The following is a 14,062-nucleotide window of genomic DNA, read 5'->3' as shown; positions in this document are numbered from 1 at the left end:
GTCAGATTTGGCCGGCATTATCGGGTTCACGGCGGACAAAGAGCAATCATTCCTGTTTAGCGCTGCATGCCCCAGCGCTTCACGGTCAGGCGCTCGAACGTGTCAAACACCAGATTTTCCACAAGCAGGCCGATCAGGATCACCACCGCCAGCCCGGCAAACACCTTGTCGGTGTACAGCTCGTTGCGGTTCTGGAAAATGTACCACCCCAGGCCACCCTTGCCGCTGGTAGCACCGAACACCAGTTCGGCGGCGATCAATGTGCGCCAGGCAAAGGCCCAGCCAATCTTGAGGCCCGCGAGGATCGACGGCAGCGCCGCCGGGATGAGGATGAACAGCACAAAACGCATGCCCTTGAGGCCGTAATTGCGGCCAGCCATGCGCAGGGTTTCGGACACGCCGAGGAACCCAGAATAGGTGTTGAGCGCCAGCGCCCACAACACCGAATGCACCAGCACGAAAATCAGGCTGTTCTGCCCCAGGCCGAACCACAGCAGCGCCAGCGGCAGCAAGGCAATCGCCGGCAGCGGGTTGAACATCGAGGTCAGGGTGCTCAGCAGATCACGGCCCAGTTGGGTCGATACCGCCAAGGTGGTCAGGGCGAACGCCAGTACGATGCCGATCAGGTAACCCTTGATCAGCACCACCAGCGAGATGCTGACTTTGCTGAGCAATTCACCGCTGAGCAGGCCGTCGTACAGTGCGTGAAAGGTCTGCAAGAAGCTCGGCAACAGCAGGTCGTTGTTCTGATAACGCGCAACGGCTTCCCAGAGGATAGCGAGCACGATCAGGATCAGGCCCTTGCGCAGCCAGCCTTGTTGCCACAAACGTTGACGCAGCGGCAGCTCGCGTTCCACGGGGACACTGAGCAACGGTTCGAGGGTGATTTCGTATTCCTGGCGCATGGGTTGTCCCTTCAGTAAGCGATGCGGATATCGGCGAAACCCAACTCACGTTCGGCCTCGGGCGCTTCATCGAACAGCAGGCGATGAATGCGCCGCGCCGACGCCTGGAAGTCCACACCGCCGAGGCTGTGCAGGTCGTATTGATGGCTGTGGATTTCCGCGCGCACGCGTCCCGGGTGGGGCGACAGCAACAGGATGCGATTACCCACCACCAGCGCTTCCTCAATGGAGTGGGTGACGAACAGCAGGGTGAAACGCACTTCTTCCCAGAGCAGCAGCAACTCTTGCTGCATCTTGCGCCGGGTCAGCGCGTCGAGGGCGGCGAAGGGTTCGTCCATCAACAGGATTTTCGGCTGCATGGCAAGGGCACGGGCGATGGCGACGCGGGCTTTCATACCGCCGGAAAGGGTGTGTGGGTAGGCATCGGCAAAGGCCGTGAGGCCGACTTTGTCGAGGTAGTGCAATGCACGTTCTTCGGCTTCGGCGCGCTTCAGGGTTTTCGAGGCCAGCAGCGGAAACATCACGTTCTGTTTGACGGTTTTCCACGGCGGCAGTTGGTCGAATTCCTGGAACACCACGATACGGTCCGGGCCTGGTTGCTCGACCTTCTGGCCCAGCAAGCGGATCTCGCCTTCGCAGGGTTTGATAAACCCGGCGATGGATTTGAGCAAGGTGGACTTACCGCAGCCCGAAGGGCCGAGCAGCACGTAGCGATCGGCTGGATCGATCTCGAAACTCACCTGGTGGGTGGCCCGCACCACGCGCTCGGGGGTGCGGTATTCCAAGCTGACGTTATCCACCGCCAGCAGCGGGGTGGTGGTGTGCAGGTTGCTGGCCGCGTGGCCTTGCAAGGGCGCGTTCATCTCAACTTCCTTGCAGGGGCTTGGCGTCCTGGAAGAAATAGTCCTTCCACGATTCAGGCTTGTTCTTGATGGCGCCAACGCGGTAGAGGAATTCCGCCAGTGGGTAGGTGTTTTTCGGCGTGACGCTGAATTCGAACTGCGGGTTGTCGATGATTTTCAGCAACTCGGCGCGGTCGATCTTGGCGTTGGTGACACGGATGTAAGTGTCGGCCGCAGCGCCTTTGTCGTTCTGGGCGAACTGCGCGGCTTCGGTCAATGCCTCGACGAACGCCTTGTAGGTTTTCGGGTTGTCGTTGCGGAATTTCTCGGTGGCGAACAGCACCGTCGGCGAATTCGGGCCGAGCAGGTCATAGGTGTTCAGCACCACGTGCACGTTCGGGTTGGCCAGGGCCTGGTCCTGGAACGGGGGGTTGGAAAAGTGCCCGGTGAGCTCGGTTCCGCCAGCGATCAGCGCGGCGGTGGCATCCGGGTGCGGGACGGCAACGGTGTACTTGTCGAGGCGGTTGAATTCCTTGTCACCCCATTGCTTGGCCGCCGCGTATTGCAGGAAGCGCGACTGCACCGACACGCCCACCGCCGGTACGGCAATGCGATCTTTCTCGGTGAAATCGGCGATGGTCTTGACCTTGGGGTTGTTGCTGACCAGGTAGTACGGGAAGTTGCCCAGGGAAGCGACGGCCTTGACGTTCTGCTTGCCGTGAGTGCGATCCCAGATGGTCAGCAGCGGGCCGACACCGGCACCGGCAATATCGATGGAACCGGAGAGCAGTGCGTCGTTGACTGCCGCACCGCCAGACAGCTGAGTCCAGTCCACCTTGATGTCGATGCCTTCCTGCTTGCCGTATTTCTCGATCAGGTTCTGGTCGCGTACCACGTTGAGTAACAGGTAGACGATGCCGAACTGCTCAGCAATGCGAATCTCGCCTTCGGCCTGCGCGGCCGCTGGCGCGACCAGGCTGCCAGCCAGCAGGCTGATACCCAGGCCGACGGTCGCGGCCAGCCGTGCAAATGGAATGTTCCTGGACATGGTCATGCTCCGAGTCAGAAAGGCGCGTCGCCCTGGATGGTGGTACGAAACAGCTTGCGGCGCAGATGGCTCGGGCAACCGGCGGCCAGGTGGATCAGCGAACGGTTGTCCCAGAACACCAGATCGTGGGGCTGCCACTGGTGGCGGTAGATGTTTTGCGGCAACACGCTGTGCGCATAGAGTTGGGCCAGCAGGTCGCGGCTTTCGTCCTCCGGCAGGCCGACGATGCGGGTGGTGAAACCTTCACTGACAAACAGCGCTTTGCGGCCGTTTTCCGGGTGAGTGCGCACGATGGGGTGCACCACTTCCGCCACCTGGGCAAGCTGCTCAGGGGTCAACGTGGGGCGCCAGTTGCCTTCGAATTTGGTTTCGCTGTAGCGCGCGGTGTAGGAGTGGGCGGCACTGCGACCTTCGACGGCGTTGCGCAAGTGCTCGGGCAATTGGTCCCAGGCTTTGTGCATATCGGCGAACAAGGTGTCGCCGCCTTCAGAGGGCAGCTCCTGAGCGTGCAGCATCGAGCCCAGGCTCGGCAGTTCTTTATAGGACAGGTCCGAATGCCAGAATTTGCCCGCGTCCCCCAGGCCGATGGACTGGCCGTTTTCGATGATGTTGGAGACGATCAGGATTTCCGGATGGTTGGCCAACAGGAACTGTTTGAGCACATGGATCTGCAGCACGCCAAAGCGACGGCTGAAGGCGATCTGTTGCTCGGGGGTGATGCGTTGGTCACGGAAGACCACGACATGATGGTCCAGATGTGCGCGGTGGATGCGCGCGAAATCTTTGTCGTTGATCGCACGGGTCAAGTCCAGGCCAATGATCTCGGCACCGATACTGCCGGGAAGTGGGCGAATCTCGAAGGTTTGGTGGGTAGGGATCGCTGTTGGAACAGTAGAGGCGGCGGACATGAGTTCACTCCCGGTCAGACAGGAGAGTGACTTTATAGATATAAGAGCGGCATTTTAAATACCGTTAATGAATATCTATAGACAGGAATGTTCCGGCGAAAAGGCGCTTTCGGCGGCCGGGATGGCATAAATCAGCGAAGCGAAACGTTCAACTGTAAGACGTCGTAGAAACGCTGTGTGGGCGCCAAGAACCGCGTGTTTAGCCGCTTACAAGCCGAAAACCTTGCCCGTTTGACAACCCGGCAGGCAGTCTCTAGTGTGCATTGGATCCAATTAGCCACACTCATTCTAATAAGGAGGATAGCGTAGCCGTGACGCAGAAGCCGAACCCCTTGAACAGCATCAAGATCAGCGGGCCGATTCCCGCCCACCTTGCCCGCTCCGTAATTGAAGAAACCTTGCGTAACGCCATTCTCGATGGGCGGTTGCCGTGTGGTACCGCCATGCGCCAGCAAGAGCTGGCCAGCCTGTTCGGGGTCAGCCGCATGCCAGTCCGCGAAGCCTTGCGCCAGTTGGAGGCACAGTCATTGCTGCATGTGGTGACGCACAAGGGCGCAGTGGTTGCGCCGCTGATTGAGGACAACTCGGCTGAGACCTATGCCTTGCGCATTCTTCTGGAGTCGGAAGCGCTGCGCTTGTCGACCCCGTTGCTGACCGCCGCCGATATTGCCGAGGCGAATACCTACATCGATGCCTTGGAACGGGAGAAAGACTACACCGAGATTGGCCGCCTGAATCGACTGTTTCACATGGTCCTGTATGGCAAGGCTCCTAACCAGCGGCTGCTCAAGCTGGTCGAACACGGTTTGAATGAAGAGGAGCGTTTTTTGCGCTTCAACCTTGAAGCGATGGGGCTGGGCGAGACATCCCAGGAAGATCACCGTGAACTGCTGAACCTGGTGGCGCAGAAGAAGCTCGACGAAAGCATCCTGGCACTGCGCAATCACCTGACGCGCGGCATGGAAGTCATCGCGAACTATCTCAATGGCCTTGAAGAAGCCGATAGATAGGTTTCCACCGCAACGCTCGACCCCCCTGCGTTGCGGGGCTCCCCCTCAAGGAGAGCGCCGCGTCAAGATGACGTGATTAAAACAACTTGATTAAACTAAACCTGCTTCTACCCAGGAAACTTCCCACCTTTAAAACGCACTTTACACACCACATGTAACTTCTCGAAAAAACATCCAGTGCACTTATAAGCTCACCCAAACGTTTAATCAGCTTATTATCTTCCGCTGAACATTAAACTTTTCAACTGTCCGTACCCAACCAGGCCTATGGCGCGCCTTGCGCGTGGCCTGACTGAACACTACTTGTCTACTTCCGGCTGCAAAAGCCATCACTGCTTCACGAGCAGTCGCGACAACTTATAGGCATCAACCATGTATCAAACTTTGCTTAAGCAAAAAAAACAGCAGTTATGCAACCATCTGTTATTTGATGAAATAACTTCACTGGGTAAGTTACAACTTTTCATGGAGAGCCATGTGTTTGCGGTATGGGACTTCATGACCCTCACCAAACGCCTGCAACAGGACCTGACGTGCACGCGGCTACCCTGGCTTCCCCCGACCGATCCACACGCCGCCCGATTGATCAACGAGATCGTGCTGGGTGAGGAGTCCGACGAGCATCCTGAGCGAGGCTATAGCAGCCACTTCGAGCTGTACCGTGAAGCGATGGTCGAAGTGGGCGCCAGCACCGCCGCCATCGATGCCTTTGTTACGCTGCAACGCCGAGGCATCGAGGCCCAGGCAGCCTTGCAACAGATCGATGTACCGCGGGGCGTGTCCCGCTTCGTAGAGGACACGTTGCTTATCGCGTTAAATGCCCCGACCCATTGTGTCGCCGCAGCGTTCCTGCACGGCCGTGAGAGTGTAATCCCGGCCATGTTCGAACGTCTGTTGCAAGGTAGCGGGATCATCAATCAACAGGCGCCTATCCTGGGCTACTACCTGAACCGTCACATCGAATTGGATACCCAGGGCCATGAGCCAGCGGCGCAACAGTTACTGCAACGCCTGATTGGCGCCGACGCGCGCCGCAAAGAAGAAGCTGCTGGCGCTGCACTCAACGCGGTGGAAAACCGCATCACCTTCTGGGACTCGGTGCGTGCCTCGTTGCAAGGGGGCATCCATGAATACCGCTGACTACCGCTCCATCGCTGAGGATTGGGAGTGCCGTGCAACCATTCGTACACGTCCTCGCCGCGTGCTGGAAAACGACGGCAATCTGATCTATCCATTGTGTCGCCAGCCACTGGTAGTGGGCGCGACGTTTCTCGAGCACTGCTCGCAATGGCGCGATTTTGTGCTGGTGCAAAGCTTCTATAAATTCATCAATGACGTAGTGATTTTCGAAACCGAGATCGTCGACAAGACCGCCCGCCACATTGCCAAGAACCGCTTCGCCATCACCTTCCCCCTCGCCTGTCGCTACGACGCAATGACCATCGTGGTGGACGAGGATTACCATGCCCTGGTCGCGCTGGATTTCCTGCAACAGACCGTGGCCATGACCGGTATAGAACCGCTCGAACTGCCGGCACAAATCGAGCTCAGTCGCGCCCTGCCGGCAGCACAGGCGCAGGCCCCGGCACACCTGCGTGACGCGGTTGAGTTGATTGGCGTGGCCATCGCCGAAAACACGGTGACCCATGACGTCGCCGCCTTCGCCAAGGACCACAGCGTCAAGTCGTCGGTCCGCGGCATGATGGCCGATCATCTCTCTGACGAAGGGCGTCATGCGCAATTCTGGACACGCCTGGTACGCCTCTACTGGCAAGCGGCGAGCCCGGAGGATCGCGACAGCATCGCCGACGTGCTGCCAACATTCTTGAGCCACTACCTGACCAACGACCTGCAGAAGTCCTTCGACCTGCAACTGATCGAACGTCTGGACGTGGACCCCGACATCCGTCAGGCGCTGACGCGAGAAGTAAACGCGCTGGATTTCCCCATCACCCGACAACACCCACTGATCGGTAACATCACAGGTTTTCTGCAGCGTAGCGGCTTGCTGCAGACACCCAGCGTGACACAGGCATTGAGTGACTATTTGCCCCTGGCCGGGAGAGCGGCATGAGATGCCTGACCATTGGATGGGTCGGTGTCAGCCAAGCCCTGGAAAGCGTGAAGCACGTGCTGGAGCAGTACGGCCATCGGTCTGGTGATGAGGCCGCCGACTGGGTGATCGAAGACGGGAGCCAGCCAGTACCACGGCGCTTGTCCGAAGCCTCCCGCATCAGCCTGCGCGTGGGCATCGGCGCTCTGACTGAATACGGGCTGCCCGCCGTGCAGTTGCGCAGCTATGACCGCAACAGGCGCCTCCTTGCCGCGCTGGACCTTGCCGAAGAGCCCAGTGGAAACGGCCAGCGACTGCGTTTGCACGCAACCCGGGTGCTGGCGGAATGGGTTGCCTTGCACATCAGTCGTTTTGCACGTGACCCTGAGTATTTGCCCCCAGAGGCCTGCGCCAATGCCTGGCCTGAGCAAGGCATGCAGGGGCTGGAAGCGGTGGCGTTTCTGCATCGGTTTAATCGCACGGCGGACCCGGCCGTGTGGCAGGCAGCCCAGGTGCCGGTGATCGAGCGATTGCAGGCCAGCCTTCTCACCTTCGCCGAGCGACCTGCCCTGAACATTGCGGGCAATGTGACGACTTACCGGCAACTGCAGACTCAGGTGCTCGCCATCCAGCAGCGGCTGGAACGGCTACTGGAGGGCATTGAGGCACCCGCCGTAGTCGGTGTTTGCCTGGAAAAATCCATCGCGTTGTACGCCAGTATTCTCGCAGTGCTCGGCTGCGGCGCGGTGTACCTGCCGCTGGCGCCCGACCACCCATCACAACGCCAGCAGGCCATGCTGGAAAGTGCAGGCGCCCGCGTATTGCTGGATGACGGCAGCCATCCATTGCGTGAGCACTTCGTTTCGCTGGACGTCGGCAATCTCGGCGCGCCAGACACTGCACGACCATTGCGGCCTCCTTGCATCGACCTTGAAGCACCTTGCATGTCGCTCTTCACCTCGGGCACCACGGGACGGCCCAAGGGTGTACTGCTCGGCCAGGACAATCTCGCCCATTTCAGCGCTTGGTTTGCCAGCCAAATGGCGCTGAGTGAACAGAGTCGTGTGCTGCAGTTCGCCTCGGTGAATTTCGATGCATCGCTGATGGACATTTTCCCCAGCCTGATCGCCGGCGCGGAGTTGATCATCCCCAGCGAGATGCAACGGCGCGATCCGCAGCAATTGGTCGAGCTGATTCGGCAACAGCGCATCACCCATGCGTTCTTGCCGCCGGCGCTGCTCAGCCTCCTACCGCTCGATAACTCCCTGGGCCTGACGCATCTGTTAACCGGCGGCGATGCCTGCGAGCCTTATGTGATCGAACGTTTGGCAGGCCAATGCCACCTGCACAACCTCTACGGTCCCACCGAAGCGACGGTACTGGTCACCCATCGCATCCTGCAAGCCGGGGATGGTAATCGCAACCTGGGCCGCCCCATCGCCAACAGCCAAGTGCTGATCCTCGACGATAACCTGCAACCGGTGGACGAACAGGTGATGGGCGAGCTGTACATCGTCGGCCCTGGGGTAGGCCTGGGGTATTTAAATGCAGCGCAGTTGCCCGACGACCCTTTCATGACGCTGGCCCTGCCGGGTGGCAAGTCCCTGCGAGCCTATCGCAGTGGCGACCTTGCGAAGTGGACTGCCGAGGGTATCGAGCTGGGCGGCAGGCGCGATGCGCAGGTGAAGATTCGCGGAATCCGGGTCGCGCCTGAGGAAATCGAACAGTGCCTGCGCGACAGTCGACTGTATCGCCAGGTGGCGGTGGTCATTGATAGTGAACGCAAGATTCGTGGTGTCGTCGCCCAACCGGAGCCTGGCGCGACGCTAGCCGGCTTGAAACAGCATGCACGGCAGTGGCTGCCTGATTACCTGCAGCCCGACTTGTGGGCCGAGCTACCCAGCCTACCTTGCTCCAGTAACGGCAAGGTCGACCGCCAGGCCTTGCTGGCGTTGCCGGCCCACCCCACGTTGAATAGCGCCGGGCAGGCTGCGCAAACGGCCCTTCACATGCAACTGGTGGCGTTATGGCGTGAGTTGTTGCGGTTGCCAGTGGGCGAGCTGTCAATTGATGACAGCTTCTTCAATCTCGGCGGCCACTCCATGTTGCTGTCGATGTTGTTGCTGCGTATCCGCGAGCAGTTTGGCCGCAGCCTGCCGTTGAACCGCTTCTTTGAAGCACCAACGATTCGCACGCTTGCGCTGCTGATCGAGGATGGGGCGCTGCCTGAAGCAGCTTCCGGCCAGGCGCTTCAGGATGCACAGAGGGAAGACGTTGTTCAGGTACTGCCTGTAGAGCGCGTCGGTGATCGCAACAAAGTGATCGTGACAGGCGCAAACAGTTTTATCGGTGTGCATATCGTCGAGGCGCTGTTGGCCAATGGTGCAACCCACGTGGCGTGCCTGGTGCGGGAGCTGCCGGGACAAGCCGCAACCACGCGATTCGCTCAGGCGTTGCGCGAACACCGTCTTGAACACTTGGACTTGAGCCGGGTGCAGGTCTATGCCGCGGATATCAGCCAACCACGCCTGGGCTTGGCTTGCGATACGTATGAGCACCTTGCACGGGACTACGGTGTGCTTGTGCACAACGCCGCGCGGGTCAATCACGTGATGGACTACGCCTCGTTGGTAAAGGACAACGTCGCCCCCCTGCTGGAGTGCCTGCGCCTGTGTGAGACCCACTGCAAGAAAGTGCTCAATTTCATATCGACCTTGTCGGCCTGCAGCGACACCGACGCACATGGCCACGTCCTCGAAACCCCTGCCGCGCAGACCCTGCCGATCTACATCAAAAATGGCTACAACTTGTCCAAATGGGTCGCCGAGCGCTGGCTGGGGCGCGCGGTCAAGCGAGGTTCCTGGGTAAACATTCACCGCCCGGGGAACATCAGTTTCAACAGCCGGAGCGGTGTGTGTCAGCCGCAGAAAAATCGCCTGATGCTGATGCTAAAAGGCTCGCTGCAATTGGGCTTGGTGCCCCGTTTGGAAGTGAACTTCGACCTGATGCCTGTGGACTTTTTTGCTCGGTTTCTCGCGTTCCACTGCGGCCATTTTGAAGCGAGGCGAAACGTCTTCAACCTGCATAACCCACAGCCTTTGAGCTGGGATCAATATTTGGATGCATTCAGCCGGGCGGGCTACGAATTCGAGCGCGTCAGTGTGGCGCACTGGCAAAGGGAGCTGCGCACGGTAAGCCGCGAAAACGCGCTGTTTGGCGTACTGGGTTTTTATCTGGATGGGCTGGGTGACGACATTGGCGACACCTCAATGATCCACTGCAAGAACGCACGTCGGGCAGTGGAAGCAATGGGCACCCGCTACCCCGAAAAGAGCGCATCGCTGCTGCAAAGGGGCTGCGACTATCTCAAGGCTATCGGCTTTCTTTGAACGGATTAAGGACAACCTCATGAAACCGCTGCAACCCGATACATTGATTCACAACCCAACTGGCATGCCGGTGGTGGCCTCTGTCGTGGTCAACTGCGAGGCCATGCGACTGTGGGGGGTGGTGGGTCACTTTGCAGGCTTTGATGCCTTTATTCCGGCCCTGTCGCACATCGAAATGACGGGGGAAGGCGTGGGCGCTTTGCGCACCAAGTTTTTCCACGATGGTCATCGCGTCGTGGAGCAACTCAATAGCCGGGACGAAGATGCCATGAGCATGACCTGGACAACGATCTATAACACGCTGGGCGTAGCTCGATTGTGGGCGGCGATGCGCGTGGAAGCACTCGGCTCAAGCGGTTCAAGGGCGACCTGGACGCTGATCGGCGAGCCGGCAGAAATGGCGCAGGCGGAGTTTGAACAGTTTGTACAAACATTCGCCGACAACGCTTTGGGAAATGTGCGCCATATGCTGGGTTGAGGAGCAGGAGCGAGAGGGCTCGCTCCTGTTCAATCACCGTCAGATCTTGAAACTGTCGACCAGCTGTTTCAAGCGGCTGGCCTGCTGGGACAACGCGTCGCAGTCCTTCAACGTTTCGTTGAGATTGGTCACGCCTTGCTGGTTCAGCAGGTTGATCTGATTGATGTCGACATTGAGTGTTTCCACTACTGCAGTCTGCTCTTCGGTGGCGGCAGCGACCGATTGGTTCATGCCATCGATTTCAACGATCCTCTTCGTCACGCTGATCAGCCGCTCACCCGCCTGGTTGGCCACCTGAACACTTTCTTCGCTGGAGGTCTGGCTGGCGTTCATCGTGCTCACCGCTTCACGCGAACCCACTTGCAACGAGGTGATCATTTTGTGGATTTCTTCAGCCGACTCCTGCGTACGGTGGGCCAGGTTACGCACTTCATCAGCGACCACGGCAAACCCGCGGCCAGCCTCCCCGGCACGGGCAGCCTCGATCGCGGCGTTGAGCGCAAGCAGGTTGGTCTGCTGGGAGATGCCTTTGATGACATCAAGAATGTGACCGATGTTGTCGGTGCTGGCATTCAGGGTTTCAATCTGGGTGCAGGACAGGCTGATCTTTTGCGACAGTTCCGACATCGCCAAAATGGTTTGCTCCACCACTTTGCGCCCATCGTCAGCCTGTTCACTGGCACCGCTCGCGTGCTGCGAGGCGTCGGCAGCATTACGCGCGATTTCCTGAGTGGCTGCACCCAGCTCGTTGATCGCGGCAGCCACGCTGTTAGTGCGCGCGCTCTGCTCGTCGGAACCGATGATCGAGGCGTTGGACGATGCCATTACGCGCTGGGACAAGTCATGCACCTGGCGTGTTGCTGAAGACACTTCGGAGATGGAGGCGTGGATACGCTCCACGAATTGATTGAATGCACTGCCTACCTCGCCAAACTCGTCCTTGCTGGTGACGTCCAGGCGACGGGTCAGGTCGCCCTCACCCTGAGCGATGTCCTGCATGGCAACGCCCATAGTGGTCAGAGGCCGCAGCAGTACTTGGATCAGCAGGCTCAAGAGCACTGCGATCGCCACCACCGCAATCAACATGGCAATCAACGCTGATGTACGGAATTTACCCAGCGGTGCGTAGGCCTTGTCTTTATCGATCGACAGACCAATGTACCAATCCGCGTCTGGCAGGCCGCTGATCGGGGTGAACGACAAAATACGATCCTGGCCATTGAGGACGACATCCTGACTGACCTTCTCGATACGCACAGGGGAGCCTGGATAGATGTCCTTAAGGTTCTTCATCACCTGGTCCTGGTCAGGACTGACGATGACCTGGCCATCGCCGCTGACCAGAAACGCATGGCCGATGCCGCCGAAATCCACAGAGTTGATGATCTTCACCAGGGTTTGCAGGCTCAGGTCACCACCGACGACACCCAGCAGTTCACCGTTCTTTTTCACCGGCATCGCGATGGTCACGATCTGCCCACCCACTGCGGCCATGTAAGGCGGGGTGAGCATGGTTTTATCAGTGGCTACAGCTTGCTTGTACCAAGGACGCTGACGGGGGTCGTAGCCATCAGGCATCTTCGCATCTGGACGCTGGGTGAACACACCGTTGGTTTGGCCGACATAGGTGAACTGGAAATTTGCTGTAAAAGCAGGTTGATCGACCAAGCCCGGAAGGTCTGCGCCAGTGCCCTGGTGGGCAATATTTTGCGCCAGGCTTTCGAGTACTAGAATTCGCCCACTGAGCCAGTTCTGCACACTACTGGCGGTAAGCTCGCCGGATTGCTGGATGGAGGAATCCAGGTTTTGCTTGATGGTGCTGCGCTGCAGGTAGTCGTTGTAAAGCGTGAATAACGCGAAGGCTAGAACCACAACGCCTGACGCGGCCAACAGAATTTTATGACTGAACTTAAGATTCATTTCACCGACTTCTTTTGCCAAATGGGGGTGTGAGCGTGCCGAGTGGAACATTCCATGTAACGGTATAGGCGGACTCTCTGACCGCTCTATTTCGGTGCACGCATGGCTCATCAGGCTTTCGGCCAAAGCAGGGCAAATCTTAGGGGATTGTGAGGTATATCCTGTTTTCGCGAGGGAAACCGACCGGTGGTAGGCGATAACGGATCGGTGATGCGGAGCCTTTCAGTCGCCAGGGTCGTGCCGCAGATACGTGCGCGCAAGGCGCCTTTGTGAACTTGCTGCAACAGAGCAGGAGCTCTGGAATCAAGATGCCTCGTAGGTTTTTGCATGTCATGCAATGGCCTGGTAATCGATCACTGACGACGTGAATAAATCGAACATGCTTACCGAGGATCTATCAACTGCCGCCTCTCTTAAACGACAAAACCCCTGTCTGCGCTAGCAGACAGGGGTTTCGGAATTCAATCTTGACGATGACCTACTCTCACATGGGGAAACCCCACACTACCATCGGCGATGCATCGTTTCACTGCTGAGTTCGGGATGGGATCAGGTGGTTCCAATGCTCTATGGTCGTCAAGAAATTCTGTGCACCGGTCCGTCGTGTTAGCAACGTGCCGGTTAAATTCATGGACTTCTACATAAACAAAACCCCTGTTTGCATTAGCAAACAGGGGTTCTGGAATTTAATCTTGACGATGACCTACTCTCACATGGGGAAACCCCACACTACCATCGGCGATGCATCGTTTCACTACTGAGTTCGGGATGGGATCAGGTGGTTCCAATGCTCTATGGTCGTCAAGAAATTCGGGTACTGAGTCGCGGCCAGCTGGCCTCGCTTCAGCAAATTGGGTATGTGACAGCTTTCGGTGTTTTGTGAGCGTCGAACTTTCGGTTCATTTCGTCTTCACACACCGCAATCTGATGCTCGTTAGAGTAGTCAAATTGCTTGGGTGTTATATGGTCAAGCCTCACGGGCAATTAGTATTGGTTAGCTCAACGCCTCACAGCGCTTACACACCCAACCTATCAACGTCGTAGTCTTCGACGGCCCTTCAGGGAACTCAAGGTTCCAGTGAGATCTCATCTTGAGGCTAGTTTCCCGCTTAGATGCTTTCAGCGGTTATCTATTCCGAACATAGCTACCCGGCAATGCCACTGGCGTGACAACCGGAACACCAGAGGTTCGTCCACTCCGGTCCTCTCGTACTAGGAGCAGCCCCTCTCAAATCTCAAACGTCCACGGCAGATAGGGACCGAACTGTCTCACGACGTTCTAAACCCAGCTCGCGTACCACTTTAAATGGCGAACAGCCATACCCTTGGGACCGGCTTCAGCCCCAGGATGTGATGAGCCGACATCGAGGTGCCAAACACCGCCGTCGATATGAACTCTTGGGCGGTATCAGCCTGTTATCCCCGGAGTACCTTTTATCCGTTGAGCGATGGCCCTTCCATACAGAACCACCGGATCACTAAGACCTACTTTCGTACCTGCTCGACGTG

The 14,062-nt window shown here is 58.2% G+C and carries 10 protein-coding genes, 3 rRNA genes and 1 pseudogene (1 of these 14 cut by a window edge); 5 read left to right on the top strand and 9 right to left on the bottom strand.

The annotated features are described in order from the left end of the window. Positions 1 to 56: 56 nt before the first annotated feature. From ACI512_RS03770 to ACI512_RS03755, 4 genes are read right to left on the bottom strand one after another with little or no spacing between them, the layout of a single operon-like run. Positions 57 to 905: an ABC transporter permease gene (locus ACI512_RS03770; RefSeq protein ID WP_012721565.1), complete on the bottom strand. Its 849-nt coding sequence runs from the start codon at positions 903 to 905 to the stop codon at positions 57 to 59. An 11-nt stretch (positions 906 to 916) separates the two neighbouring features. Continuing rightward, entirely contained in the window at positions 917 to 1,768 is an 852-nt protein-coding gene (locus tag ACI512_RS03765) for an ABC transporter ATP-binding protein (RefSeq protein ID WP_236379460.1), read from the bottom strand. A gap of 1 nt (position 1,769) precedes the next feature. Beyond that, the gene (locus tag ACI512_RS03760; RefSeq protein ID WP_043204612.1) at positions 1,770 to 2,795 is read right to left on the bottom strand and encodes an ABC transporter substrate-binding protein; all 1,026 of its coding nucleotides are present in this window, start codon (positions 2,793 to 2,795) and stop codon (positions 1,770 to 1,772) included. Positions 2,796 to 2,809: 14 nt separating this feature from the next. Next, positions 2,810 to 3,703 (bottom strand): TauD/TfdA family dioxygenase, encoded by an 894-nt coding sequence (locus ACI512_RS03755; protein ID WP_236379458.1) that lies wholly within the window; start codon positions 3,701 to 3,703, stop codon positions 2,810 to 2,812. Positions 3,704 to 4,014: 311 nt separating this feature from the next. On the opposite strand from ACI512_RS03755, the gene ACI512_RS03750 reads away from it, so the two are divergent. From ACI512_RS03750 to ACI512_RS03730, 5 genes are all read left to right on the top strand, one after another. Beyond that, complete coding sequence (locus ACI512_RS03750; protein WP_012721561.1) at positions 4,015 to 4,713, top strand: GntR family transcriptional regulator; 699 nt, start codon at positions 4,015 to 4,017, stop codon at positions 4,711 to 4,713. Between the two features lie 372 nt (positions 4,714 to 5,085). After that, positions 5,086 to 5,853 carry a DUF3050 domain-containing protein gene (locus tag ACI512_RS03745; RefSeq protein ID WP_236379456.1) on the top strand — a complete coding sequence of 256 codons (768 nt, stop codon included), beginning with the start codon at positions 5,086 to 5,088 and terminating at the stop codon, positions 5,851 to 5,853. After that, a complete protein-coding gene (locus tag ACI512_RS03740; protein ID WP_405121615.1) occupies positions 5,840 to 6,787 on the top strand; it encodes a diiron oxygenase in 948 nt (315 codons plus the stop codon). Before ACI512_RS03745 ends, ACI512_RS03740 begins: the two co-directional genes overlap by 14 nt. Further along, positions 6,784 to 10,155 (top strand): amino acid adenylation domain-containing protein, encoded by a 3,372-nt coding sequence (locus ACI512_RS03735; protein ID WP_405121614.1) that lies wholly within the window; start codon positions 6,784 to 6,786, stop codon positions 10,153 to 10,155. Before ACI512_RS03740 ends, ACI512_RS03735 begins: the two co-directional genes overlap by 4 nt. A 19-nt stretch (positions 10,156 to 10,174) precedes the next feature. Beyond that, complete coding sequence (locus ACI512_RS03730; protein WP_102059865.1) at positions 10,175 to 10,633, top strand: SRPBCC family protein; 459 nt, start codon at positions 10,175 to 10,177, stop codon at positions 10,631 to 10,633. A gap of 39 nt (positions 10,634 to 10,672) precedes the next feature. Here ACI512_RS03730 and ACI512_RS03725 read toward each other — a convergent pair whose 3' ends face one another. The 5 genes and pseudogenes from ACI512_RS03725 to ACI512_RS03705 form a co-directional block, all read right to left on the bottom strand. Next, on the bottom strand, positions 10,673 to 11,458 hold the full coding sequence (locus ACI512_RS03725; RefSeq protein WP_370636097.1) for a methyl-accepting chemotaxis protein: 786 nt from the start codon (positions 11,456 to 11,458) through the stop codon (positions 10,673 to 10,675). Between the two features lie 117 nt (positions 11,459 to 11,575). Beyond that, positions 11,576 to 12,553: pseudogene (locus ACI512_RS03720) on the bottom strand (cache domain-containing protein); the annotation flags it as partial. Positions 12,554 to 13,018: 465 nt separating this feature from the next. Continuing rightward, a 5S ribosomal RNA gene (gene rrf / locus ACI512_RS03715) occupies positions 13,019 to 13,134 on the bottom strand. A gap of 109 nt (positions 13,135 to 13,243) precedes the next feature. Next, positions 13,244 to 13,359: ribosomal RNA gene (gene rrf / locus ACI512_RS03710) — 5S ribosomal RNA — on the bottom strand. Positions 13,360 to 13,516: 157 nt separating this feature from the next. Further along, positions 13,517 to 14,062 (bottom strand): 23S ribosomal RNA (locus tag ACI512_RS03705); it runs 2,346 nt beyond the window's last position.

It is taken from the genome of Pseudomonas petroselini, from assembly GCF_045037875.1.
Taxonomy (GTDB): Bacteria; Pseudomonadota; Gammaproteobacteria; order Pseudomonadales; family Pseudomonadaceae; genus Aquipseudomonas; species Aquipseudomonas petroselini.
The sequence above is the reverse complement of the archived record's forward strand: the minus strand, read 5'-3'. Positions and strand labels throughout refer to the sequence as shown.

What these genes read in the sequence shown, in the direction of transcription:
- ACI512_RS03770 (WP_012721565.1), bottom strand. Translation starts at nt 905, where the DNA reads ATGCGCCAGGAATACGAAATCACCCTCGAACCGTTGCTCAGTGTCCCC.
- ACI512_RS03765 (WP_236379460.1), bottom strand. Translation starts at nt 1,768, where the DNA reads ATGAACGCGCCCTTGCAAGGCCACGCGGCCAGCAACCTGCACACCACC.
- ACI512_RS03760 (WP_043204612.1), bottom strand. Translation starts at nt 2,795, where the DNA reads ATGTCCAGGAACATTCCATTTGCACGGCTGGCCGCGACCGTCGGCCTG.
- ACI512_RS03755 (WP_236379458.1), bottom strand. Translation starts at nt 3,703, where the DNA reads ATGTCCGCCGCCTCTACTGTTCCAACAGCGATCCCTACCCACCAAACC.
- ACI512_RS03745 (WP_236379456.1), top strand. Translation starts at nt 5,086, where the DNA reads ATGTATCAAACTTTGCTTAAGCAAAAAAAACAGCAGTTATGCAACCAT.
- ACI512_RS03740 (WP_405121615.1), top strand. Translation starts at nt 5,840, where the DNA reads ATGAATACCGCTGACTACCGCTCCATCGCTGAGGATTGGGAGTGCCGT.
- ACI512_RS03735 (WP_405121614.1), top strand. Translation starts at nt 6,784, where the DNA reads ATGAGATGCCTGACCATTGGATGGGTCGGTGTCAGCCAAGCCCTGGAA.
- ACI512_RS03730 (WP_102059865.1), top strand. Translation starts at nt 10,175, where the DNA reads ATGAAACCGCTGCAACCCGATACATTGATTCACAACCCAACTGGCATG.
- ACI512_RS03725 (WP_370636097.1), bottom strand. Translation starts at nt 11,458, where the DNA reads ATGGCATCGTCCAACGCCTCGATCATCGGTTCCGACGAGCAGAGCGCG.